The organism is Bradyrhizobium aeschynomenes (assembly GCF_013178945.1).
In the GTDB taxonomy this organism is placed as follows: Bacteria; Pseudomonadota; Alphaproteobacteria; order Rhizobiales; family Xanthobacteraceae; genus Bradyrhizobium; species Bradyrhizobium aeschynomenes.
The window spans coordinates 367,264-391,584 of sequence record NZ_JABFDM010000005.1 but is presented as its reverse complement, the minus strand read 5'-3'; the positions used below and the strand labels follow the sequence as shown (position 1 = coordinate 391,584).

23 protein-coding genes are annotated in these 24,321 nt (G+C 65.0%); 11 read left to right on the top strand and 12 right to left on the bottom strand.

What is annotated here, in order from left to right; translation table 11 throughout:
• The first annotated feature begins 345 nt into the window (after positions 1-345).
• The 5 genes from flgF to HL666_RS17400 all read left to right on the top strand — a co-directional run bounded on the left by flgF (position 346) and on the right by HL666_RS17400 (position 5,471).
• Positions 346-1,110, top strand: a complete 765-nt coding sequence (gene flgF, locus HL666_RS17420) for a flagellar basal-body rod protein FlgF (RefSeq protein ID WP_172114405.1) — start codon at positions 346-348, stop codon at positions 1,108-1,110.
• 28 nt (positions 1,111-1,138) lie between these two features.
• Positions 1,139-1,927 carry a flagellar basal-body rod protein FlgG gene (flgG, locus tag HL666_RS17415; RefSeq protein WP_172114406.1) on the top strand — a complete coding sequence of 263 codons (789 nt, stop codon included), beginning with the start codon at positions 1,139-1,141 and terminating at the stop codon, positions 1,925-1,927.
• A gap of 22 nt (positions 1,928-1,949) precedes the next feature.
• Positions 1,950-3,011, top strand: a complete 1,062-nt coding sequence (gene flgA, locus HL666_RS17410) for a flagellar basal body P-ring formation chaperone FlgA (RefSeq protein WP_172182630.1) — start codon at positions 1,950-1,952, stop codon at positions 3,009-3,011.
• A 5-nt stretch (positions 3,012-3,016) separates the two neighbouring features.
• Positions 3,017-3,796 (top strand): flagellar basal body L-ring protein FlgH, encoded by a 780-nt coding sequence (flgH, locus tag HL666_RS17405; protein ID WP_172114408.1) that lies wholly within the window; start codon positions 3,017-3,019, stop codon positions 3,794-3,796.
• Between the two features lie 484 nt (positions 3,797-4,280).
• Positions 4,281-5,471 (top strand): hypothetical protein, encoded by a 1,191-nt coding sequence (locus HL666_RS17400; RefSeq protein ID WP_172114409.1) that lies wholly within the window; start codon positions 4,281-4,283, stop codon positions 5,469-5,471.
• 354 nt (positions 5,472-5,825) lie between these two features.
• On the opposite strand, the gene HL666_RS17395 is transcribed toward HL666_RS17400, so the two are convergent.
• The 5 genes from HL666_RS17395 to HL666_RS17375 all read right to left on the bottom strand — a co-directional run bounded on the left by HL666_RS17395 (position 5,826) and on the right by HL666_RS17375 (position 10,503).
• Positions 5,826-6,617 (bottom strand): 2-keto-4-pentenoate hydratase, encoded by a 792-nt coding sequence (locus HL666_RS17395; RefSeq protein WP_172182628.1) that lies wholly within the window; start codon positions 6,615-6,617, stop codon positions 5,826-5,828.
• 164 nt (positions 6,618-6,781) lie between these two features.
• Positions 6,782-6,931, bottom strand: a complete 150-nt coding sequence (locus tag HL666_RS17390; RefSeq protein ID WP_246739350.1) for a hypothetical protein — start codon at positions 6,929-6,931, stop codon at positions 6,782-6,784.
• A 35-nt stretch (positions 6,932-6,966) separates the two neighbouring features.
• On the bottom strand, positions 6,967-9,063 hold the full coding sequence (locus tag HL666_RS17385; RefSeq protein ID WP_172114411.1) for a sensor histidine kinase: 2,097 nt from the start codon (positions 9,061-9,063) through the stop codon (positions 6,967-6,969).
• A gap of 234 nt (positions 9,064-9,297) precedes the next feature.
• Positions 9,298-9,663 (bottom strand): RNA polymerase-binding protein DksA, encoded by a 366-nt coding sequence (gene dksA / locus HL666_RS17380; RefSeq protein WP_172114412.1) that lies wholly within the window; start codon positions 9,661-9,663, stop codon positions 9,298-9,300.
• 228 nt (positions 9,664-9,891) lie between these two features.
• Entirely contained in the window at positions 9,892-10,503 is a 612-nt protein-coding gene (locus HL666_RS17375; protein ID WP_172182616.1) for an NAD(P)-dependent oxidoreductase, read from the bottom strand.
• Positions 10,504-10,647: 144 nt separating this feature from the next.
• Here HL666_RS17375 and HL666_RS17370 point away from each other — a divergent pair, with 144 nt between their 5' ends.
• Entirely contained in the window at positions 10,648-11,022 is a 375-nt protein-coding gene (locus HL666_RS17370) for a winged helix-turn-helix transcriptional regulator (RefSeq protein WP_172114414.1), read from the top strand.
• A gap of 14 nt (positions 11,023-11,036) precedes the next feature.
• Here the strand turns inward: HL666_RS17370 and HL666_RS17365 are convergent, their stop codons facing one another.
• Positions 11,037-11,450: a flagellar assembly protein FliX gene (locus tag HL666_RS17365; protein WP_172114415.1), complete on the bottom strand. Its 414-nt coding sequence runs from the start codon at positions 11,448-11,450 to the stop codon at positions 11,037-11,039.
• A gap of 270 nt (positions 11,451-11,720) precedes the next feature.
• On the opposite strand from HL666_RS17365, the gene HL666_RS17360 reads away from it, so the two are divergent.
• The 4 genes from HL666_RS17360 to HL666_RS17345 all read left to right on the top strand — a co-directional run bounded on the left by HL666_RS17360 (position 11,721) and on the right by HL666_RS17345 (position 14,387).
• On the top strand, positions 11,721-12,845 hold the full coding sequence (locus tag HL666_RS17360) for a flagellar basal body P-ring protein FlgI (protein WP_172134694.1): 1,125 nt from the start codon (positions 11,721-11,723) through the stop codon (positions 12,843-12,845).
• Positions 12,845-13,243 carry a flagellar assembly peptidoglycan hydrolase FlgJ gene (flgJ, locus tag HL666_RS17355; RefSeq protein WP_172114417.1) on the top strand — a complete coding sequence of 133 codons (399 nt, stop codon included), beginning with the start codon at positions 12,845-12,847 and terminating at the stop codon, positions 13,241-13,243. Before HL666_RS17360 ends, flgJ begins: the two co-directional genes overlap by 1 nt.
• 57 nt (positions 13,244-13,300) lie before the next feature.
• On the top strand, positions 13,301-13,786 hold the full coding sequence (locus tag HL666_RS17350) for a hypothetical protein (RefSeq protein WP_172114418.1): 486 nt from the start codon (positions 13,301-13,303) through the stop codon (positions 13,784-13,786).
• A gap of 214 nt (positions 13,787-14,000) precedes the next feature.
• Positions 14,001-14,387 (top strand): hypothetical protein, encoded by a 387-nt coding sequence (locus HL666_RS17345; RefSeq protein ID WP_172114419.1) that lies wholly within the window; start codon positions 14,001-14,003, stop codon positions 14,385-14,387.
• Between the two features lie 259 nt (positions 14,388-14,646).
• Here HL666_RS17345 and flaF read toward each other — a convergent pair whose 3' ends face one another.
• From flaF to HL666_RS17330, 3 genes are all read right to left on the bottom strand, one after another.
• Positions 14,647-15,012, bottom strand: coding sequence for a flagellar biosynthesis regulator FlaF (flaF, locus tag HL666_RS17340; protein ID WP_172114420.1), 366 nt, complete (start codon positions 15,010-15,012; stop codon positions 14,647-14,649).
• Positions 15,013-15,361: 349 nt separating this feature from the next.
• Complete coding sequence (locus HL666_RS17335) at positions 15,362-16,933, bottom strand: DUF1522 domain-containing protein (RefSeq protein WP_172114421.1); 1,572 nt, start codon at positions 16,931-16,933, stop codon at positions 15,362-15,364.
• 230 nt (positions 16,934-17,163) lie between these two features.
• Positions 17,164-18,711 (bottom strand): flagellin N-terminal helical domain-containing protein, encoded by a 1,548-nt coding sequence (locus tag HL666_RS17330; protein ID WP_172182614.1) that lies wholly within the window; start codon positions 18,709-18,711, stop codon positions 17,164-17,166.
• Between the two features lie 381 nt (positions 18,712-19,092).
• Between HL666_RS17330 and flbT the strand changes: the two genes are divergently transcribed.
• Positions 19,093-19,527: a flagellar biosynthesis repressor FlbT gene (gene flbT / locus HL666_RS17325; protein WP_172115623.1), complete on the top strand. Its 435-nt coding sequence runs from the start codon at positions 19,093-19,095 to the stop codon at positions 19,525-19,527.
• Between the two features lie 159 nt (positions 19,528-19,686).
• On the opposite strand, the gene HL666_RS17320 is transcribed toward flbT, so the two are convergent.
• From HL666_RS17320 to HL666_RS17310, 3 genes are all read right to left on the bottom strand, one after another.
• Complete coding sequence (locus tag HL666_RS17320; protein ID WP_172182612.1) at positions 19,687-21,237, bottom strand: flagellin N-terminal helical domain-containing protein; 1,551 nt, start codon at positions 21,235-21,237, stop codon at positions 19,687-19,689.
• Between the two features lie 348 nt (positions 21,238-21,585).
• The gene (locus HL666_RS17315) at positions 21,586-23,094 is read right to left on the bottom strand and encodes a pyridoxal phosphate-dependent decarboxylase family protein (RefSeq protein WP_311975819.1); all 1,509 of its coding nucleotides are present in this window, start codon (positions 23,092-23,094) and stop codon (positions 21,586-21,588) included.
• Positions 23,091-24,281 carry an ATP-grasp domain-containing protein gene (locus HL666_RS17310; RefSeq protein ID WP_172115110.1) on the bottom strand — a complete coding sequence of 397 codons (1,191 nt, stop codon included), beginning with the start codon at positions 24,279-24,281 and terminating at the stop codon, positions 23,091-23,093. Before HL666_RS17310 ends, HL666_RS17315 begins: the two co-directional genes overlap by 4 nt.
• Positions 24,282-24,321: the final 40 nt, after the last annotated feature.

Sequence of the window (24,321 nt, the reverse complement as noted above, 5' to 3'; positions counted from 1 at the left end):
TGCCGCCAGAAAGCTTGATGACGCGAAACTAACGCTCCCAGCGCATCTGCGCTTCGTTGAGGCAACGCTACGGTAACAATGGTTAACGGAAGCTTTCTTTTGTTGGGGAGGTGGGAAAATCTTGCCGGGCAAATATGGTTAGCGAGACGTTATTGCCGGGTGTTTCGGACCCGGCCATAAATTCAACTCGTTGATATATATATCGTTTTCGAGTTGGCACGGCTTTCGCTGTACCCCTTGCGAACCCGCCGGCTTGGGAGAGCCGAACGGTTCACAGAAGACCCGCTTCAGACCGCCTTGGGAGAGGCATCGGCTGCGGGATTCGTTAAGAGGGGAGATCGACCGGTGGAGAATGCGCTTCTCATCGGATTGTCGCGGCAGATGGTGCTGGAGCGGCAACTCGACGTCGTTGCCAACAACGTTGCCAACGTCAACACCAACGGCTTCAAGGCCGATCAGCAGCTGTTCGAGGAGTATCTCTCCTCCGGCGCGCATGAAGACAATTTTCCGGGCGCCGCCCGCAAGGTCGCCTACGTCCAGGACCGCGGCACCTATCGCGACTTCTCGCAGGGCTCGATGCAGCGCACCGGCAATGCGCTCGACGTCGCCGTCACGGGAGACGGCTTCCTGACGGTGCAGACTGCAGCCGGCGAGCGCTACACCCGCGACGGCAACCTGCACATGAACAATCTCGGCCAGCTCGTCACGGCCGCAGGTGACCTGGTGCTCGGCACCGGCGGTCCGATCGTGTTCCAGCCGACCGACCACGACATCAACATCTCGCCCGACGGCACCGTGACGGTGGTCGAGGGCGTCAACCGCACCGACTCGATCCGCGGCAAGCTGCGCCTCGTCAACTTCGCCGACCCGCAACAGGCGCAGAAGCAGGGCAACAACCTCTACGCCGCCGTCGGCGGCGCCATCCCGCAGCAGGACATCAAGTCCACCGTGCAGCAGGGCTACATCGAGAAGTCGAACGTGAGCGCGGTCGGCGAGATGAGCAAGATGGTCGAAGTGATGCGTGCCTACACCCAGGTCGCCAACATGCTCCAGGTCCAGAGCGACCTGCGCAAGAACGCGATCGAGAAACTCGCCGACGTTCCGGCCTGACCACGACAGACTTTGAAGGAGACGTGACATGCAGGCGCTTCATACCGCTGCGACCGGAATGGCGGCACAGGAACTCAACGTTCAGGTGATCTCCAACAACATCGCCAACCTCCGCACGACCGGCTTCAAGAAGCAGACGGCGGCATTCCAGGACCTGATCTACGAGCACATGCGCCGGGTCGGCGCGCAGTCCTCGGACCAGGGCACGATCCTGCCGGTCGGCATCGACATCGGCGGCGGCGTCAAGACCGTCGGCACGCCGCGCTCCATGACGCAAGGCACGCTGTCGCAGACCGGCAACGATCTCGACCTCGCGATCTCGGGCGAAGGCTTCTTCAAGGTCCTGATGCCGGACGGCACCTATCAGTACACCCGCGACGGCACCTTCCAGATGGACAACCAGGGCCGCATCGTCACCGCCCAGGGCAACCCGGTGCAGCCGACCATCACGATCCCGAACAACGCCTCGGGCATCACGGTCAACGCCCAGGGCCAGGTCTCGGTGACGCTGCCGGGCTCGACCACCTCGAACATCATCGGCCAGATCCAGGTCACCCGCTTCATCAACAAGGCCGGCCTGCAGCCGGTCGGCAACAACCAGTTCACCGACACGCCCTCCTCCGGCGCGCCGCAGGATGGCGTCGCCAACCAGGAAGGCTACGGCAGCATCACCCAGGGCAGCCTCGAGCAGGCCAACGTCGACGTCGTCAGCGAGATGAGCGAGCTGATCGCCGCCCAGCGCGCCTATGAGATGAACGCCAAGGTCATCTCCGCCGCCGACCAGATGATGCAGTCCACGACCGCGCTGTTCCGCTGAGGCCTGAGGGGAGATCACGACGATGACCCGCACCCGTCCCTTCCTGCTTGCTGCCGCCCTGCTCGCCTCGACCGCGCTGTCGGCCTTCGCCGGCGAGGCCGACGACCAGATCAAGGCGCCCGTGCTGCGCGCGGCCGTCAACGTCACCGGCGAGATCGTGCGCGTCGGCGACCTGATCGAAAACGCCGGCGTCGCCGCCAACGTCGCCGTCTACCGCGCGCCCGATCTCGGCACCACCGGCGTGCTGCCGGCTGCACAGGTGGTCGCGGCGCTGCGCAGCCACCAGGTCATCGGCGTCGATGTCCGCGACATCAAGGAGGTCGCGGTGACGCGGCTCGCCCGCGCCATCGATGCCAAGGAGATCAGCGCCGCGGTGGCCCAGGCGCTCGACCACCGCAACGGGCTCGGCGACGCCGCAAGCCTCAACGTCAGCTTCGACCAGCCGGTGCAGGACCTCAAATTCGACGCGTCCACATCGGGCACGCTGGCGCCGACCAATGTCCGCTTCGATCCGCGCAGCGGCCGCTTCGACATCAGCTTCGAGCTCGGCCATGCCAACGGAACGAGCCCGACCAAGCTGCGCTACACGGGCACGGCGATCGAGACTGTCGAGGCGGTGGTGCTGACCCGCAACATGGATCGCAACGAGATGATCCGATCCGGCGACCTGCAGACCGAGCGGCGGCCGCGCGCCGACCTCGGCGGCGCCGAGCCCGCCTCGCGCGAGCTGGCGGTGGGCATGCAGATGCGCCGACCGGTCCGCGCCGGCCAGCCGCTGAAGGCCACCGATCTCGCCAAGCCGGACCTCGTGCAGCGCGACCAGGCCGTCACGCTGATCTATCAGACCGCCGGCATCTATCTCACCACGCGCGGCAAGGCGCTGGAATCCGGCACCGAGGGCGACGTCGTCAGCGTGCTCAACCTGCAGTCCAAGCGCACCGTGACCGGCCGTGTCTCGGGCCGCGGCCAGGTCTCCGTCGACATCGCCGTCGCCAAACCTCTGCAGACCTCCGAAGCCGAGATTCCGGCGCCGGTCTCCGTCGCCAGCCGCCTGCCCTCCTCCGCCACCCCGAAAGCCGAGTAAGTTTCATGTCCAAGTTCAAGTTCGATGGTCAGGGTGTTTCGGGTCTGCGGCGGGTCGCGCTGATCTCGGTGTCCTTCGCGGTGCTGTCGGTCGCGGGCGGCTGCTCCTCGATCGATCGGCTCAGCCAGATTGGCGAGCGGCCGAAGCTGACCGAGATCGACAATCCGACCACGCAGCCCGGCTACAAGCCGGTGCAGATGCCGATGCCGAAGCCGGAGGCGGTGTCCTATGCGCCGAACTCGCTGTGGCGCAATGGCTCGCGCGCCTTCTTCAAGGACCAGCGCGCCCACCAGGTCGGCGACCTCCTGACCGTTACCGTCAGCATCTCCGACAAGGCCAACTTCGCCAACGAGACCCAGCGCAGCCGCACCAACAAGGAAGATTCGGGGATCACCGACTTCATCGGCTCGCAGACGCTCGGCGCCCAGGCGCAGAAGGTGCTGCCCGGCCGCATCCTGACCGCCGACGGCACCTCGTCATCCGACGGCAAGGGCACCATTCAGCGCTCGGAATCCTTGACCACCAGCGTCGCTGCGGTCGTGACCCAGGTGCTGCCGAACGGCAATCTGGTCGTCGAGGGCAAGCAGGAGATCCGGGTCAACTACGAGATCCGAGAGCTGATCGTCGCCGGCATCGTGCGTCCGGAGGATATCCAGAGCGACAACACGATCGACTCCACCAAGATCGCCCAGGCCCGCATCTCCTATGGTGGCCGCGGCCAGATCACCGACGTCCAGCAGCCGCGCTACGGCCAGCAGGTCATGGACATCCTGCTGCCGTTCTAAGGCGAACACCACGACGCACCGGGCGGAGACCCGCCCGGTCGCTCAACCAGGCCGCCGGCGAGCAAGTCGGCAACCGACAACGAGGACGACGAAACGCGACAAGAATCCCTCCTGACCTCAGGAGGGTCGGACGAGGATTGGCCGAGCGCGAGATCACGCCCCGAGATCACGGGGCCCGCAGCCGCCGCCTCTCTCCGGAAACGAGCTCCCACATTGCCCAATGCGAACCTAGGCGCGGCGGGTGATGTATACGCGGCCTCCGGTAGCTCCCCTGCCGGAGGCCGTGTTCGTTTCGAGCCGATGTCGCTCGCAATTGAGTCATTCAATAGTTGAGTTGCTCGACCGTTCGAAACGCGATCATCAGCTCTGGCCCTGAACACTTCTGGCGTCGCGAAAGCAGCCGTTCACATTCACGGCCTTTCCCGAACCGAGCCGCCTGCTTTTCATGCACGCAATTTTTGTTCTCAAACGAATGGTGAAGACAATGGGCAGTTTTGTTCCGAACGGGAGTTACGTTCGCTCATGTTTCCAGATCACCGTGAAGCTGACCTGCCAGGCCTGGTCAGCCGGAGACGATTGGGTCCCGGCGAGCTTCGATCTGACAAACGCTGAAGACGTTCAGCTTCTCAATGAGAACGGGGTCCTCAAGCCGGCCCCCGAGAGCGCCCCTCCGACAGGCTTCATTCCAGCAGGAAGCTACAAGCTCACCTGCAAGGATATTCACGTGACGTTGGCCTGCCAGGCCGAAAAGATCGATGGCAGCTACATCGATGCCACCTTCGATCTGACCCACGTGCCGGCTGCGGATCTCTGGAACGACAACGGCATCCTCAAGAACGCGTACAAGACGCTGGCGATCTACGTTCCCGGCCCGTTCTATCAGTCGTCGGGAGGGATCGAGCCGCTCATGTCGTCGAACTTCAACACGGTGATCGCCTGGGCGTTTCACGTCGAAGCCGACGGCAGCATCTTCAACGAGGGAACGGTCGTCAAAGGCGGCAAGTATGTTGGCGACCTCAAATGGGCCGAACGCCTTCACGCGCTCAAGGGCCCGACATCTTCGGTCAGACGAATTCTGTTCTCGCTCTGGGGTGAGGGCACTTTCAGCAACATTCAGAACTTGATCTGGGCCGACGGCCCCGGCGAGCCACAGACAGGACCCGGCACCCCGCTCTACGAAAACTTCCGCGCTCTCAAGGCCGCAATGCCTGCAGTCGACGGCATCGATCTCGATAATGAGAGCCTCTACGACACGCCAACGACTGTCGCATTCAGCCGCATGCTGGGTGTGCTCGGCTACCAGGTCACTTTCTGCACCTACACCGATCCGAGTTTCTGGTGCGATAGCCTGCAGGAGGTTCACGAACGGGATCCTCAGATCGTCGCGGAATTCAACCTGCAGTGCTACTCTGGCGGGGGAGGCAACAACCCCCAGGATTGGGTCGATGCCATCGAACGGAAGATGGCGCCCGGCTTCCACGCGGAGAGCTTCGTCTTTCCCGGGGTCGGCATCAATTACGGCGCGGAGACACCTGAGAAGGCACGTGAGAAGTTTGCGTATTGGAGCAAGCGTCACCCGCTGGCCGGCGGTTTTCTCTGGAAGGCCGACGAGATCCCCAGTGCCTACACCCTGAGACAGTTCGCGGATGCGATGAGAAATGGACTGAACGCCTGAGATCGGTCCGGCCTTGCCCACGGATCCGACGTCCCACCGGTCATCGCGCCGGTCGGACGTCGCCCGCCGCGGGTCCAGGGGAGCACCCTGCCGTCCAAACTGGGAAATCACCGCTCGGGCCAGATCTGGGCCGAACCACCTTCAGACCGCGCGGATTGGCCTCCATCCGGCGTCTGGGATCGCACCGTATCGCACAACGTCAACAACGCTTGACGATGGCTCCTCCCCGGGCGGCGGACGACTCCTGCTCATGGCGCTGGTTCGATCGCAAGACCCGGATCAAATGATCAATCGCACCGGCCGGCAAGCTTGCCAACTGACCATCGGCGAGGCTTCACGTTTTCGAGGACGAGATCACACGATCCCCGTCTCGACGACGCCCAGCCCATCCAGCTCCATCCGCACCCGGTCACCCGGCTTGAGCCAGACCGTCTTGACCAGGCTGCCGGTCAGCACCAGCTGCCCGGCCTCGAGCCCGTCGCCGCGGGATGCGAGGTGGTTGGCGAGCCAGGCAAGGGCATGCAGCGGATGGCCGAGCACGTCGGCGCCGGTGCCCTCCCCGGCCAAGGCGCCGTTCACGAAGGCGCGGCCCTGCACCGCGGCAAGGTCCCCGGCGGCATCGCGCGGGACGGCAGGCCCCAGCACGCACCCTGCGGCAAAGAAATCGTCCGCCACCAGGGTCGGGGCGCCCATGGTCTCCCATTGCACGTAACGGTCGTCGACGATCTCGATTGCCGCGTGGCAGTCGCCGATCGCGTCGCCGACATGGGCGATGGTGAACGGCGCGTCCAGCGGCAGCAGGTCCTTCGCGAGCCGCACCGCGATCTCGCACTCGACGCCGACGCGAACGAAATCGGCCGCGCGCAGCGCGGCGCCCGAGGCGTGCACGCCGCCCGCAAACACGCCGCCCGCGCAAGGATGCGGAATGCCAATGTAATCCTGCATCACCTTGCTGGTGCAGCCGATCTTGTAGCCGACGAAATCGCCGGCATGCTCGGCGAGCAGCCAGTGAACCTCATGCTGGATCTCATAACCGGCCGCTTCATCCTTCGGCTGAAGATGAGCCGGCAGAGGCGCCAGTGGCGTCCTCTCGCGGCGGGCGCCCACGATCAGTTGCGCGGCGGCAAGGACCTCGTCTGCTCCCATGGTCGTTCAACTCCCGCTGCAAGCCGCTCGAAGCGGCCTCTCAAATATTATGGTTAACCGCCTGTTACTTCGTCGCTTCTGACGCTCTCCGCTGCGATGCCGCAGCGGCTCGCATCCCGTACGGAGCTGCCGTCGGGCCATTCCGACGGCGCTTCAAGCGCGCCTTACGCCCGCACCGGTTCCGCGTCCAGCAGGCTCCCGGCCGTCGCGACGATGATCTCATCATTCGGTCGTGGATTCCAGCCGAGCAGCTGCCATACCGTTTCGCGGGAAGCGGCACGGCGCTGTCCGAGCAGCGGTTCGACGTCACGCAACTGCGGGTCGGGGAGGCAAACCGGCCGGCGCGCGGCTACTTCGCTTCGCTGAGGGTTGCGTCGGCTCCCGGACTGCGCGTCTCGAGCCACGGCAGCTCGAACTGACAGATCAGGCCACCTTCGGAAAAGGTACGCTGCAGATGCCTCACGGTGCGGGTCAACAGGCGGCTGCCGAAGCCGACCACAGGAGGCTCGCGCGCCGGCGGACCGCCGCTTTCCTGCCAGCGGACGTGCAACGCGTCGGGCCCGAGCGACCAGGAGACCTCGACGCGACCGCCCGGTGTCGTCAGCGCGCCGTACTTGCTGGCATTGCAGGCCATCTCGTGGATGACGAGCGCGAGCTGGGTGGTCAACTCGACCGGGACCAGGATATCTGGACCGCCGAGCAAGAGTTGATCGGGCGCGCTGGCGAACGGCGCCACCTGGCTGGTGACCAGCGAAGCGAGATCGGCACCCTGCCAGTCGTTCTCCGAGAGGCTGGTGTGAACCGTGGCCAGCGCGTGCAGCCGTGATGTGAAGTCGCGAACCTTGACATCGTGCCGCGGCAGCAGCTGGTGGGCCAGCGACTGTACCACTGCGAGGCTGTTCTTCACGCGATGGGCGAGCTCATGGACCAGCAACTCGCGCTTGCGGTCCGCTTCCTTGGCGGCAGTCACGTCGATATTGACGCCGATCATCTGAGGGTCGCTGTCGCCCTCGCCGCGCAACAGGCGCGCCCGCGCCTCGATCCAGCGGACCGAGCCGTCCGGCAGCGGTACCCGCCATTCCGAATGGAGCTCGCCGGTGATCAGCGCCTGCTTGTTGTCCCGGTCGGCGCGGGCCTGATCCTCGGGATGCACCAGCGCCAGCCAGGCGTCATAGGTCCCTGGGAAGGTGCCGGGCTGCAACCCATAGAGCTCCTCGATCTCATCGGACCATTGGCTGGTGTTCGAGTTGCCGTCCCAGGAGAACGTCCCGAGCCGCCCGTATTTGGCCGCGAGCTTGAGCTGCTCTGCGGTGCGCGAGGAGTCGTCCCTGGCCTTGGCGAGCAGCCTGAAATTGTCCTGGATGATGCGCGCGCTCTCGGCCTGAGCCCGGGCGGCGGCGGCAAGTCGTGCATTCAGCGCCCGCACCTCCGGAGGATCGGACGGAGCGGCCGCGCCGGGCGTGGAGCTCTTGACTGCGATGCTGTCGAGTGGCCGGGCAATGCTGCGGCCGATGCCGGCCGCAAGCAGCAGCGCCAGCGCGCAGATCGTCGTGGCCGCGATCGTGGCGGTCTGGACCGTCGAGGAGATCGCCTGGGCGAACACGCCCTGCTTGATGCCGACGCCGACGGTCCAGTCGCTCAGCTGAGGATGCGCATTGGCGTTGATGACGCGATCGCCTTCGATCGAGGGAAACTCCGCAATGCCGGCGACCTTGGCGCTCGCCCGCCAGCCGGCCGACGCGGGCTGCCCCGTCGAGGTCGCGTTCTTCGGGATGCGCGAGATGTACCGGCCGCTGCCATCCATGATGCCGACCAGCCAGTCGGCCGGCAGTTGCTGCTGGGCGAGCAGCCGTGTGTAGTTGGCGGCGGGCATCGCGATCGACAAACAGCGGAACGGCATGCCGTCCTTGAAGACGGGGATATCGACCGTCGCCACCCATTCGCCGGAATTGGGGCCGGTGAAGATGTCGGAGACCTGCGGTCGCCCCAGCTTGAACGCAAGATCCTGCGAGCGCTGGCCCTGCGGGGTGCGCTCGCCGAGCGGCTTGCCGGGCGCTGCCAGGGTGTTGAGCAGCAGCCGGCCGCTGGGGTCGGAGACGATGATCCAGGCATCGCCGCTAACCAGCCCGACTCGGCGCGCCTCCGACTCGAACTGGCCGAGATCGTCTGCGGCGAGATCGGGTGACTTTGCCAGCACCTCCGCCAGCGCGATGTAGCGCCGAAGCTCGGCGTCGACAGCTCCGGAGATCGTCTGGGCTGCGTAAGACAGGCCCCGCCGGATCGAGGCATCCGCGGACTGCGCCATCGAGACGATGACATAGGCGATCAGCCCGACGCAGGGCAGGAACAGGATCCCTGCGAGCAGAAGCAGGCGTCCCTTGATGCTGAGAACGCCATACGAGCGCTGCAGCGTGACAAGCACACCACCGAGCGAGCCCGTCGGCATTGATTCCTGCGCGCGCATGATCCCCCACGGCGTGTTCCAAGACGGAACCCACTCCAATTCCGTGAGGGCCAAAAGGTTCCTGGCGTGTCCCGATAAACCGGTCCGCGCGAGGGAGATAACAACGCGAGAATGCAGTGACCTTCGCGCCGCGGGGAGGCGCGAACTCAGCCGTCGTTCGGGCCTGCGGCCGCACCCGGCAGGCGGCCGCAAGGCTGATCATGTCAGCATCGCGACCTACTCGTCGCGATACACCTTCTCGCGTTTCTCGTGGCGTTCCTGCGCCTCCACCGATAGCGTCGCGATCGGACGGGCCTCGAGCCGCTTCAGCGAAATCGGCTCACCGGTCTCCTCGCAATAGCCATAGGTGTTGTCTTCGATGCGCTGGAGCGCCGCGTCGATCTTGGAGATCAGCTTGCGCTGGCGGTCACGGGCGCGAAGCTCGATCGCCCGGTCGGTCTCCGACGACGCCCGGTCGGCGAGGTCGGGATGGTTCACGTTCTCCTCCTGCAGAGCCTGCAGGGTGAGCTTCGATTCGCGCAGGATCTCCTCCTTCCATGCCAGCAGCTTGGCGCGAAAGTACTCGCGCTGGCGTTCGTTCATGAAAGGCTCTTTTTCGGAAGGTTTGTAGTTCTTCAACTTTTCCAAGGTCAGCCCATCTGTACGTGCTGGCGCCGGTTTCGGCACCGGCGGACGGAATACGCCCGTTCGCGGCCGCGTTATATAGCGGCCTCTTGTGACAGACAATATTTCCATCGACACGGGCGCCCCGCCATCCGGCCGTTGTCCAGCCAAAATCGCGACCGGACGGCGGGGCGCCAAAGGACTGCCTCAATAACCGACCGTGAAACGGGCCCGGCGGTGCGCCGGACGCTCGATTTCGTCGGCCATTGCGACCGCGAAGTCCTCGAAGGTGATGAAGCTCTTACCGTCGGGATCGACCAGCAGCTGGTCCGTTCCGAGCCGGAACTTGCCCGTCCTGGCGCCGAAATCGATCATGGCCGAGGGCGACAGGAAGGTCCAGTCGAGCTCCTTCTCCTGGCGGAGCCGGTCCAGGAACGCGGCGCCCTTCTCCGCTTCGGCCTTGTAGGCGGCCGGAAAGCCCGGCGTCGTCACCAGCCGCACGCCCGGCGCGACCTCGAGCGAGCCGGCGCCGCCGACAACGAGGTAACGAGATACGCCGGAATCTTTCGCCGCCCCGATCAGCGCCTCGACGTCACTCGCCGAAAAATGGATCGAGCTGATCGCGACCTCGTGGCCAGCCCAGAGCTTCGCCAGCGCGGCGCGGTCGTTGGCATCACCCCGCACGGCGGTGACGTTGGCGTGCTTCTCGATCTTGTCCGGATGCCGGGCAATGCCGGTGACCTGATGGCCGCGATTGGCCAGCTCGGCGGTAATGCGCGACCCGGCACGGCCGGACGCGCCGGCAACGGCGATCTTCATGCTGCAACTCCATCGTTTGCGATCATTGGCTCGGATCGGGCCTCTGGACGAGACCCGCTTGGTATCCGATAGTGACTAGATAGCGGAACGAATGCTGGTGTTAAGAGCGCACTTTGAGATCACCAGGTCACGCCGGAGTAACCGATGCGAGCCCCGAACGTCTATTCGGCCGAGTGTCCAACGCGAAAAATCCTCGATCGTGTCGGCGACAAATGGGCCGTGCTGATCCTGATCCTGCTGCGCAACGAGCCCTTGCGCTTCAATCAGTTGCGCCGCGCCATTGAAGGCATCTCGCAGAAGATGCTCTCGCAGGTGTTGAAGAGCCTGGAGCGCGACGGTCTGGTGCGGCGGCGCGCGATCGCCACCGTGCCGGTCACGGTCGAATATTCGATCACGCCACTGGGGCTGACGCTCGCCGCGGCGGTCGATCCGCTCCGTGACTGGGCGGAGCGGCATCTGAAGGACGTCACCGCCGCGCAGCGGCGCTATGATGCGCAGGCGCCCTCGAAGGCCGCCTGAGCGCCCGATCCGGCTCAGCCCTGCCCCGCCTTGGCGAGCTCGACCTCGACCCGCAGCTCGATCTCGGACAGGATCGCATCCAGTCCCGGCTCGCCGGACGTCTGCTTCAGGTCGGCCGCCGCATCGCGCAGCCGCAGCGCCATCGCGGTGTCGAGCTTGCCGGACAGCAGCGAGAGCTTGAGATCGTCGAGCACGTCCAACGCGCGCTTGCCGCGCTGGACCGAGCGCTTGCGGCGTTCGGCCGGATCCTCCTCGATGCCCTGCAGCGCCAGCAGCGCGTCGATGTTGGCGGTCTGCTTCGGCGCCAGCGTCGCGCGCGTCTCCTGCGTGGTGCCGACGTCGGGGAGCTTGAAGCCGCCGGACGAGGTCTTTCGCGTGGAGCTGGTCGACGTGGTGAGCGTCGTGCCGTTCGGTCCATAGATGCGCATCGGTGGCTCCCCGCAAGCTCTGCGTGTCGGAGCGGAGATTGGCCGCGTCGTGGTTAACGGTGCGTAAATGGCCCGGCAAATTCTGCCGGGGCGGCAGCTTCGTTCCTCCGGAGTAACCCTGGTTCGCAACAAAGCCTGCGATCGATTTCACACTCTTTCAATGAGTTAGCCGGGAGCATCACCCTGGCACGGCCCTCGCATAGTTAATGCCGATCATGCGGTCATGGGAGTGGCCAAGTGATCACTTGCAGAGTTCGAGGGGAGCATAGGATGCGACGCGTCCGACTTACGCGCCTGTTTCAGGCCGCTTGCGCCGCCATGCTGGCGCTGGCCTCTATTGTCATGCCCGCGCATGCGACGTCGCGGATCAAGGATCTCGCCAATATCGAAGGCGTACGCCAGAACCAACTGATCGGCTACGGCCTCGTGGTCGGCCTGAACGGCACCGGCGACACGCTCAACAACATCCCGTTCACCAAGCAGTCGCTGCAGGCGATGCTCGAGCGCATGGGCGTCAACATCCGCGGCGCCACCATCCGCACCGGCAACGTCGCCGCCGTCATGGTCACCGGCAATCTGCCGCCCTTCGCGACGCAAGGCACGCGCATGGACGTCACGGTGTCCGCGCTCGGTGATGCCAAGAACCTCCAGGGCGGCACCCTGCTCGTCACCCCCCTGCTCGGCGCCGACGGCAACGTCTATGCGGTGGCGCAGGGCTCGCTCGCGATCTCTGGCTTCCAGGCCGAAGGCGAGGCCGCCAAGATCGTGCGCGGCGTGCCGACGGTCGGCCGCATCGCCAACGGCGCCATCATCGAGCGCGAGATCGAGTTCGCGCTGAACCGGCTGCCGAACGTGCGGCTGGCCTTGCGCAACGCCGACTTCACCACCGCCAAGCGCATCGCGGCGGCCATCAACGATTTCCTCGGCGTCAAGACCGCCGAGCCGATCGATCCGTCGACAGTGCAGTTGAGCGTCCCATCGGAGTTCAAGGGCAATGTCGTCGCCTTCCTGACCGAGATCGAGCAGCTCCAGGTCGATCCGGATCTGGCCGCGAAGATCGTCATCGACGAACGCTCGGGCATCATCGTCATGGGCCGCGATGTCCGCGTCGCCACCGTGGCCGTCGCACAGGGCAACCTCACGGTCACGATCTCGGAGAGCCCGCAGGTCAGCCAGCCCAACCCGCTGTCGCGGGGGCGGACCGTGGTCACGCCGCGAACCAGCGTCGGCGTCACCGAGGACGGCAAGAAGTTCGCGATCGTCCGGGACGGCGTGTCGCTGCAGCAGCTGGTCGACGGCCTCAACGGCCTCGGCATCGGCCCGCGCGACCTGATCAGCATCCTGCAGGCGATCAAGGCCGCCGGCGCCATCGAAGCCGACATCGAGGTGATGTAATGGCCACGTCCTTCGTCGACTCCTACGCCGGCCGGGTTCCGCTCAGCACGCCCCACGCGACGGCCGCAGCCGCGCCGCGCACCGATCTGGATCTCGCGGAGGCCCTCACCAAGGTGTCTCCCAAGGCCCAGGCCAAGGCCAAGGCGACCGCGACCGATTTCGAGGCCATGTTCCTGAACTCGATGTTCTCGCAGATGACCAATGGTGTGAAGGGCGATGGTCCGTTCGGCAACACGCCCGGCACCGGCGTCTGGCGCTCGATGCTGACCGAGGAATATTCGAAGAACTTCGCCAAGGCCGGCGGCGTCGGCATTTCCACCGACGTCTTCCGTACTCTGATCCTGCAGCAGGCCAAGAGTAGCACTGCCAGCAGCAGTGCCGGCAACGGCAAAGCGTAACCGTAAGCGTAGACATCGCGGGGGCCCGCACCGCCCCACGCCGACAGGAGTAAAGAGATGACCGCACAGGGCCAGGCGAGAAAAACGACCTACACGGCTGCCGCCAGCGCGGCGGAGGCGCGCGCGCTTGCTGACGAGATGGTCAGCGTCATGAGCGAGCTGATTGCAGTCATCGAGCAGGAGACCGAGCTGGTCCGCGCCGGCAAGCTGCGCGAGGGCATGGCGTTCGGACCGAGGAAGACCGAGCTCTCGCGCCACTACGTCACGACGGTGGGCCGCCTCAAGGCCAGCCAGGCGTTCATGAAGCAGACTGCGCCGGAGCTGCTCGCCAGCCTGCACCGCCACCACGACACGTTCCGGGCGATGCTGCAGGTCAACCTGACGGTCCTGGCGACGGCGCATGCGGTCTCGGAGAAGATCGTACGGGGGGTCAATGCCGAGGTTCAGCGCAGGAACATCCCGAGCACCTATACGGCGGGTGGCCACCGCGCCGCCCCGGGCAGCCGCCATCTGACCCCGCTCGCCGTCAGCCGGACGCTCTGAGCCACCAGCCTGGCACAGGAATCGGTTCTCCAGAGCCGCGCCGCCCGAAAGGGTCGCGCGGCTCTCGCCGTTTAACGTTCGAACAAGCTTAAAAGGCCCCGGCCAATCACAACGCGCCGTTCATCCTATTTCCTAACATAACGTTGATTGGTGATCGGCATAGTTGCAAGCGGGATGGGTTGGGAATTGACTCGATGGCCATGAGGAGGCTGCCATGAGTTCCGATTTCAGCGTGAGACCGGTCGGCGCGCCAGCGTCTGTTCCGATCATTCAACCGTCGAGCCAGGCGGTGGTGAACGCTGTGCCGACGGACCTTCCTCCGAGCCAGACCGTGACCGCGGCCGAGGCCGGCGCCCCCGTGCGCAACGACGTCCAGCTCAGGGCCGCGAACGACTTGTCGGTTTCGCACCAGGCCTATTACGACCGAGCGGCCGCAGCGCTCGTGTTTCAGGTGGTGAACCGCAGGACCGACCAGGTCGTGGCGCAATATCCGGATGAAGCCGTGCTGCGCCGCCGCGCCTACTTCAACACGCTCGACCTGCAGAAGGATCTGCAGAAGGAAGACGTGCCGCGCGTGGTGCCCACCGATCGCACGGCCTGATCGCATCGCCGACGATCGACGTCCAGCCGTCCCGGCCGGTCGCCGCGGCGGTTATCAGCGTTGGAAAGATCAGTTGCTCTGCGTGGCGTTGGCGGTGTCGAGGCCGTCTCGCCCGATGCGCCCTGCTCCAGCTGCGCTGATGGAGCGCCGGATCGACGGCTTCATACGTCCCGTCGCTCCAACGTTCGATGTTTAGGACATGGACGAGATGCTGGTGACGTCAGCCAAGGCGCTTCCTTCCGGTGTCCGGTCCGGAAGGTCAGCTGCGTCCGGATAGCCCCGCCGCAATGTGGCAGTTGATGTCGATCAGCGACTTCAGCTTCGCCGGATCCGGATCCATCTGCATCTCGATCGTCTGCTTCATGACGAACACGCCGATATTGGCGATGTTCTGTCGGATATCGAGCGAGTTCGGATTGTCGTCCATCTCCATCGCGCTCATGAAGATCGTCCAGAGGCGACGGTTGAAGAGCAGCGCCTTGTACATGTTGCGATCGGGGCCGCTCCAATTGGCCTGCACTTCCTGCAACTGCCGCGCAGCCTTCAACAATGCTTGAGCTTCGATCTCCCGTGGTGATGCCGTCGTTTGCGACGTGCGTGCATAGGCTTGAGCGGCATATGACATCAAGTACTCCGGACTGACGCGGGGACACCAACAAACTGCTCAGGTTTTGTACGTTGCGTGCCTTTAAAATATGGTTAGCAGCTGTTAGCGGATTTCGCTTCTCGATATCACCAGACGTCGAAAACAACCGCACCTGCGAGGCGTCTTAATTTGGTGCGAACGCAATTGCTCAAATCGCTTGAAAAAATTCGTGAGTCGTTCGCCGCCGGCGCGCACACCGTGCGCCGCATACCGAAGCTTCGCAGGGGAGCAGACGAACCGCGCGTGAGCGCGGCGGCCGAGGCGCAAAAAAAGAAGCGGCGGGCCATGCCCGCCGCTTCGCTGGATGGAGATGTCGGTGCGGTCGCGCTCAGCGGAGCAGCTGCAGAACGCTCGCCTGCGACTGATTGGCCAGCGCCAATGCGGAGACAGCGATCGACTGCCGTGTCGACAGCGCCTGGCTGTTGGCCGCCTCCTCGTTGGTGTCGGCCAGCGTCAGGTTCGACGAACCGGTCTGCAGCACGTTGATCAGGTTCTTGTTGAAGTCCTGACGGATCTGCACGATCGACAGGTTCGAACCGAGAGACGACGCTTCGGAGCGAATGGCCGTCGATGCGCTGTTCAACGTCGACAACACCTTGTTGGCCGAGTTGCTGTCGAGGAAGTCGGTTCCGACCACCAGCGCCGACAGGCCGAGGCCGGTGCTGTTGAACGTCACGCCCGTGATGTTCAGGGTCGACCTGCCGGTCTCGTTGAAAGTCAGCTTCAACGTGTCGCCGTTCAGCAGGTTGATGCCGTTGAACGATGCGTCCTGTGCGGTGGTGTCGATCTGCGCCAGCACGTTGTTGTATTGAGCAATCAGTCCGGCGCGCGTCGTCTGCGAGTTCGTGTCCGCCACCGGGGTCGATGCGGTCACACCGTTGAAGGCCTGGCTTGCCGCGGTCGAGGAGCCTGCGACCGCGCCGATGGTCGACGAGGCCGCTTCGTTCGTGGTGAGGATCGTGAGCTGACCGGTCGTGCTCAGGCTGGCCTGCAGATTGTTCGCGGCAAGAGCGGTGTTGAGCTGGGCCAGAGTCGATATCTGAGAGGCGCCTGTGCCGAATGTGATGTTCGTTGCGACACCGCCCCCTGTCGAGGCGATGGTCAGCGTCTGCCCTGACAACGCCGGCGGATTTCGGGCCGTCGTGCCTGCTGTCAGCCCGAGCTTGGCCAAGGCGGTGCCCGATATCGTCAGGTCTTGCGCGGTGCCTGTGGCGATGGAAATCTGGCCGCCGCTCACCGAGGATGGCGTCGCGGTTGCGCCGGTCACCGAATCGATCGCGGCGAGAAGGTTGCTGACGGTGTCGCCCACGCCGATATTGGTGCCTGCCGAGACGGACCCGGCCACGAAGGTGAACACCACGCCGTTGACGACCAGCGTGTCGCCGGTGGTGACGCTGCTCGCCAGATCGTTCGAGGTGGAGCTCGCCGTACCCGACAGCCTGGTGGATCCGGTGATCGCCACGGCCGAGCTGAGATTGTCGTTGTTGACCACGCTGCCGGCCACGAAATTGTTCGAGGAGCTGCCGAGCAGGTTGTTTGCGGTCGCCCCCGGGATGACTGCGGAGGTCACACTCGACTTGGTGGTATAGCCGGTGGGCGCCTGAAGAACCTGGCTCGCGATCGACTTCGCGCTATCGACCAGCTTCTGGAGCGAGGTCAGACCGGTATTCGCTGCCTGCAGAACCTGGACGCCGTTGCCGATGCTGTCGAGCAGGTTCGCAATGTCGCTCGCACGGTTGTTGAGCGATTGCGCAGTGAAGAATTCGGTGGGGTTATCGAGCGCCGTGTTGACCTTGTTGCCGGTGGCCAGGTTGTTTTGAGTCGTGGCCAGCAGCGATGCGGTATTTTGCAGCGCCAGCAGGTTTTGGCGAACCGAAGCCGAGAGAACGATACCGGACATGTGTGTGAAACCTTCCTAGTTATTCACCAGGAGGTTCTAGTCCACCCACTTTTAAAACATGGTTAATGGCGCTTTAAATTTCTTGCTTAACGTCTGGTTACGCTCCGTCCCGGGTCCCTGCCCCGCGTTCGGAGCCAGTATTGATACGGACGGCAGCACCGAACCAGGCGCAAAAAAAGCGGCGGGGTTTCCCCCGCCGCCTTCGATCTCGAGATGACGATGCCTGCGGATCAGCGCAGCAGCTGCAGCACGCTGGCCTGCGACTGGTTGGCGAGCGACAGCGCGGACACCGCGATCGACTGGCGGGGCGACAGCGCCTGGCTGTTGGCCGCTTCCTCGTTGGTGTCGGCCAAGGTCAGGTTCGACGAGCCGGTCTGCAGCACGTTGATCAGGTTCTTGTTGAAGTCCTGACGGATCTGCACGACCGACAGGTTCGAACCCAACGTGGAGGCTTCGGACCGCAGCGTGGAGCTCGCCGAGTTCAGCAAGGTGATCACCTTGTTCGCCGAGTTGTTGTCGAGGAAGTCGGTGCCCGAGGTCAGGTTCGACAGGCCGAGACCACCGGTGTTGAAGGTCACGCCGGTGATCGACAGCGTCGACTTGCCGTTCTCGTTGAACGTCAGCTTCAGCGTGTCGCCGTTCAGCAGGTTGACGCCGTTGAAGGAGGCATCCGCCGCGGTCGTGTTGATCTGCGCCAGCACGTTGTTGTACTGCGAGACCAGGCTCGAGCGCTGCGTCTGGGCGGTCGTATCCGCCACCGGAGCCGCCGCGGTCAGACCGTTGAAGGCCTGGCTCGATGCTGCCGACGTGCCGCCGATCGTGCCGATCGTGGCCGAAGCCGCGTCGTTCGTCGTGGTGAGCGTGATCTTGCCGGTCGTATCGATCGAAGCCTGCAGGTTGTTGGCTGCAAGCGCCGTATTCAGATCGTTCAGCGATTTCACCTGCCCTGTCCCCAGGCCGAACGTAATGCTGGTCGCCGTGCCTCCTCCTGTGGCGCCGACCGTCAACGTCTGTCCTGACAGGCCGTCGCCGACGGCAGTCAGCCCGAGCTTGGCCAGGGTGCCGCTGCTGCCCGAGAGCGTCAATCCCGCCGCCGGCGGCGTCAGGGTGATCGCACCTGCGGTGATCGACGCAGTGACGCCGGTCTGGGTCTGGATCGCCGACAGCAGGTTGGTGACGCTGTCGCCGATGCCGATGCTGGTGCCCGTCGAGGACGTCCCGGTCACGAAGGTGAAGGTGGTGCCGTTGACGACCAGCGTCTCACCCGAGGTGATGCCGGTGGCGAGGTTGTTCGACGCGGTACCCGCCGTGCCCGACACCTTGGTCGAGCCGGTGATCGCCACTGCGCTCGAGGTGTTGTCGTTGTTCGCGACCGAGCCGGTCACAGCCGTCGAGCTGGAGCCGAGCAGGTCGGTGGCGGTCGCGCCGGTCAGAGCCGTCGAGGTCACGCTGGACTTGGTGGAGTAGCCCACGGAGCTCTGCAGCACCTGGTTGGCGATCGACTTGGCGCTGTCGACGAGCTTCTGCAGCGAGGTGATGCCGGTGTTGGCGGCCTGCAGCACCTGCACGCCATTGCCGATGCCGTCGAGCAGATTGGAGATGTCGGAAGCGCGGTTGTCGAGACCCTGGGCGGTGAAGAAGTTGGTCGGATTGTCGAGAGCCGAGTTGACCTTCTTGCCCGTGGAGAGATTGTTCTGGGTGGTGGCGAGGAGCTGAGCTGTCGACTGAAGCGAGAGCAGATTCTGACGCACCGACGCCGAGAGAACAATACCTGACATTTTCATACCCTTCTGGTGTGAAACAAACGACCGATCCTTCAGGATCGGTTGTGCCCGGATCGACTTCGCAACCGGGCGACGTGCGTTAAGGTAAATGGGACTGGCTAACAAAGGGTGAAGCCACCCGCCACAGGGGGCAGCCTCGGACCGCGCCCGGGCGCTCGAGCTTCGCGGAGCACGCCGGCGATCACATTGAAAACACCGAACATTTACCAAGCGCGCCGGTCATTTACCGATCATTAACCATGTTCGGAAAGGATCGCTGCGCGCCGAGCGATCGAGCGCGCAGACTGTTCGCGCGATTTAGACTGGCAGCACATGAGTGCCGGCCTCGCCGAAGCAGATTCGGCACCGCGCCGATCGCGGCAACGGAGGACGAGAATGGCCCTGAAAGTCGAACTGAAGCCGCATGAGCGCATCATCATCGGCTCGTGCGTGATCACCAACACCGACCAGCGGGCACGGCTGCTGATCGACGGCGACAACATCCCGATCCTGCGCGAAAAGGACATCCTCACGCCGGAGACTGCCGACACACCGGCCAAGCTCGTCTATCTCGCCGTCCAGCTGATGTACATCTCGCCCGGCGCGGATGCCGATCACGGCACCTACTTCAACCTGCTGCGCGACATCATCACGACGGTGCCGAGCGCCTGGCCCATCATCGAGGCCATCAACGGCCACATCCTCAACGGCGATCTCTATCAGGCGCTGAAGGAAGCCAAGAAGCTGGTCGCCTTCGAGAAGAAGCTGCTCGAGCAGGCCGAGGCTGAACAGGCCGAGCAGGCCGGCAAGGCGGTCAGCTCCGCCGCCTGACCTCGGCGATAGCGCTCATACGAAGAGCCCGGTTCCGCGCCTGCGGAGCCGGGCTCTTCGTATGGACGCAAGACACGCAACGGCACGCCTGCTCCACAGACACGAAAACGGCGGGGTTTCCCCCGCCGCCTTCGATCTCGATATGACGATGCCTGCGGATCAGCGCAGCAGCTGCAGCACGCTGGCCTGCGACTGGTTGGCGAGCGACAGCGCGGACACCGCGATCGACTGGCGGGTCGACAGCGCCTGGCTGTTGGCCGCTTCCTCGTTGGTGGCGGCCAAGGTCAGGTTCGACGAGCCGGTCTGCAGCACGTTGATCAGGTTCTTGTTGAAGTCCTGACGGACCTGCACGACCGACAGGTTCGAACCCAGCGTGGAGGCCTCGTTGCGCAGCGTGGAGCTCGCCGTCGTCAGCACGCCGATCACCTTGTTCGCCGAGTTGTTGTCGAGGAAGTCGGTGCCCGAGGTCAGGGTGGTGAGCCCAAGACCCGCCGAGTTGAAGGTCACGCCGGTGATCGACAGCGTCGACTTGCCGTTCTCGTTGAACGTCAGCTTCAGCGTGTCGCCGTTCAGCAGGTTGACGCCGTTGAACGATGCGTCGCTCGCCGTCAGGTTGATCTGCGTCAGCACGTTGTTGTACTGCGAGACCAGGTTCGCCCGTTGCGTCTGGGCGGTCGTATCCGCCACCGGAGCCGCCGCGGTCAGACCGTTGAAGGCCTGGCTCGATGCTGCCGACGTGCCGCCGATCGTGCCGATCGTGGCCGAGGCCGCGTCGTTCGTCGTGGTGAGGGTGATCTTGCCGGTCGACGAGTCGATCGAGGCTTGCAGGTTGTTGGCTGCGAGCTTCTCGTTGAGATCGTTCAGCGACTTGACCTGTCCTGTTCCCAGGCCGAACGTGATGCTGGTCGCCGTGCCTCCTCCTGTGGCGCCGACCGTCAACGTCTGTCCTGACAGGCCGTCGCCGACGGCAGTCAGCCCGAGCTTGGCCAGGGTGCCGCTGCTGCCCGAGAGCGTCAATCCCGCCGCCGGCGGCGTCAGGGTGATCGCACCTGCGGTGATCGACGCAGTGACGCCGGTCTGGGTCTGGATCGCCGACAGCAGGTTGGTGACGCTGTCGCCGATGCCGATGCTGGTGCCCGTCGAGGACGTGCCGGTGACGAAGGTGAAGGTGGTGCCGTTGACGACCAGCGTCTCACCCGAGGTGATGCCGGTGGCGAGGTTGTTCGACGCAGTGCCCGCCGTGCCCGACAGCTTGGTCGAGCCGGTGATCGCCACCGCGCTCGAGGTGTTGTCGTTGTTGACGGCCGAGCCGGTCACAGCCGTCGAGCTGGAGCCGAGCAGGTCGGTGGCGGTCGCGCCGGTCAGAGCCGTCGAGGTCACGCTCGACTTGGTGGAGTAACCCACCGCGCTCTGCAGAACCTGGTTGGCGATCGACTTGGCGCTGTCGACGAGCTTCTGCAGGGAGGTGATGCCGGTGTTGGCGGCCTGCAGCACCTGCACGCCATTGCCGATGCCGTCGAGCAGATTGTTGATGTCGGAAGCGCGGTTGTCGAGACCCTGGGCGGTGAAGAAGTTGGTCGGATTGTCGAGCGCCGAGTTGACCTTCTTGCCCGTGGAGAGGTTGTTCTGCGTGGTGGCGAGGAGTTGAGCTGTCGATTGCAGCGAAAGCAGATTTTGGCGCACCGACGCCGAGAGGACGATACCTGACATTTTCATACCCTTCTGGTGTGAAATCGACGCCGATCCCTTCGAGATCGGCGTGACGTCCAGCTCGACTTGGCGACCCGGACGACGGGCGTCACGGTGAATGGCGGTGGCTAACAAACACTGAAGCGGTTGTGGGGCGGCCTCGCTTCAATCAACAGAACAGGCGCATCGACGCGTCTGATCGTCGCAGCGACCCGTAAAACCGTCCCTTGAAAAGCCTCGCAGATTCACCAAAAGCGGGTGTCGTTCACTACGCGTCAACCACCTTTGGAAACGGTTCGACACGCGCAGGCGCCATCCCTCCGGTGGTACTCGTCGACCAGCGGAGCGAAGCTGACAGGCCGTTTGCGATCAGAGCGCCAGCGGCGGCGCTTCGATCTCGATCAACGGCGTCAGGCCGGCCGCCCGTTGACGGCCGAACGTGAGGACCGCTGTAATCAGCTGCTCGATGTCGCACACATCGGTGCGATGATTGACGATCGCGGCGCGAATCGCCAGCCGGCCGTCGAGCACCGTGGTCGAGGGTGCCGCGAGGCCAGATTCGTGGATGTCTGCCACGATCTCGCGATTGAGCGCATCGGCATCCTCACAGCGATAGCGAAAGCAGACGATGTTGAGATTGACCGGCGCCAGCAGCTCGAGCTCGGGCTCGGCGCGCACCCGCGCCTCCAGATGGCGCGCAAGCGCGCAGCTTCGCGCGATCACGGCGCCGAGCGCGTCGGTGCCGAACGTGCGCAGCGTGAACCAGGTCTTCAGCGCCCTGAAGCCGCGCGACAGATCTGGACCGAGATCGCACGGCCATTGCGCGCCGGCTGCAAGGCCCCGCGTCTCACGGCGCAGATAGGCGGCCGGCGCGGCGAAGGCGTCGCGATGCTTGGCGCCGTCGCGCACCAGCAGGAAGCCCGCGTCGTAGGGCACCTGCCCCCATTTGTGGAAGTCGAGCGCGATCGAATCCGCCCGCTCGATGCCCGCAAGCATTGGTGCGAGCTCCGGCGACAGCATGGCAAGCGCACCGAACGCGCCATCGACGTGAAACCACAGGCCCTCGCTGCGGCACAGCTCGGCCACCTCCGTGAGATCGTCGATCGCCCCGATATCGACGGTTCCTGCGGAAGCGACGACGAGGAAGGGTTTCAGACCCGCGGCGCGGTCGGCCGCGATGGCTGCCCGCAGCGCGGCGACGTCGATGCGATGCGCCGCGTCGACGTCGATGCCGAGCAGCGCATCGCTGCCGAAGCCGCAGATGTCCATCGCCTTGGCGATGCAGCCATGCGCGGCTTTCGAGGTGTAGGTGCGCAGGCGCCGGCCGGTCTCACCCAGGCCTGCCGTGCGAACCGATGCGCCGAGCGCAGTGCGGCGAGCCACCAGCACCGCCATGAGATTGGCCATCGAGGTGCCGGTGACGAAGATGCCGCTGGCGCCTTGCGGAAAGCCGAACAGCTGCCGCGTCCAGTCGACCACCTGCCGCTCGATCTCGATCGGCGCATGATCGCGGCCGCCGAGATTGGCATTCAGTCCGGCGGCGAGCATTTCGGCGAGCATGCCGACCACCGTGCCGCCGCCATGCACCCAGCCCATGAAGCCGGGATGCACGTTGCCGGTGGCGTGGGGAACGACGAGCTCGCTGAAGTCGCGATACACCTCGGCGAGATCGGTCGGCGCGTGCGGCAGCCGGCTGCGAAAGCGCTCGCGGGTCGGCTGTGACATCGGCTGCCACACCGGACGGTCGCGGATCCCGGCGACGTAGTCGAACATGTCATCGAGCATGCGATGACCTTGCGCGCGCAGCTCACCCCAGTCCTGCGGATCGAGCGTCTCGGCCGGCCGCAACGAGACGTCGCTGCGCAGCTCCGCGGTCACGCCGCCTGCTCCGCCGCCGCTGCCGCGCGCTTGGCGATCATGTCCGCGAAGGCCGCGAAGATCTTCCGCATCTGCGGCGGCTTGTAGGGGAAGACGTCAGGCGAATCCATGTTGTGCACGACCGCCGTGTTGTCGGCCTCGAACACCAGCAATGAGCCGTCCTTGGTCTCGGCGCAGTCGATGATGAAATAATCCAGACCGATGCGCTCGGCGATCGCCGCGAGCACGCTGTGATGACGCCGGCCGAAACCGATGTCGAAAGTCTGCATGAACGTCGCCTCTTCCAGGCGCTTGCCCTCGCTGGCCGCCATGCCGGCATTGAGGTACCAGATGTCCCAGCGCCGCGCGATCGCCATGTGGCAGGCGTAGGCCACGCCGTCGACGAACACGATGCGGTACTTGCGGAACTGGCCGTCCTCGCTCGCATAGTCGACGAAGCGCGCGAGAAAGAACTCCTGCTCGTCGCGCTCGTCGAGATAGAGCGACAGCTCGATCGGCTCCTCGATCTTCTCCAGGCCGACACCGGCATGCGAGCCGCGCGGCCGGATAATCAGCGGAAAGCTCAGCGCGCCATCGACGTCGCCGATCCATTCGCACTCGTCCGCCACCGCGACCAGGCGCTCGCGGTCGACCGGCACCGTCGGCGGGATCGTCAGCCCCTCGATGCCGGCGAGCAGCGCATGCAGCTTGTCGCGGTCGAGATGCCAGATCCGCTGCGGCGGGTTGAGCAGCGGCCGCGGCCAGCGCGCCGCGACGGCGTCGATCTCATGCAGCGCGTGCTGACAATCCTCGGAATCGGAGGCGATGACGATGGCAACGTCATGCGCCGGCAGCGGCGCAGGCAGCTCTGCGCCCGGCACGACGTAGAGCAGGACCAGCTCGATGTCGGCGTCCTCGAGCAGGAACTCGATCGGCGTATTGCTGCCCATGTCGGTTGCCGCCGCGAGCGCGAGCACGCGCAGCCGCGGCGCCGGGTGATTGCCGGCCACGCGATAGAGCTGCTGCGACTGCAGCACGTCGTGCTGGATCGCGAGCCCGGACGATTTCTCGCCCAGCAGCTGTGCGATCAGCGCGAGATCGAGCCCTTCGCCCGGCGTGGCGCTGCCGTCGAGCAGCTTGCCGAGCAGCGCAGCCCATGTCGGCTTGAGATCCTGGCCGTCGAAGGCGGCCTTGGCGATCTTCGCCATGCCGGTGCGCTCGGCACATCCCGTGCGGCCGGCTTCGGCC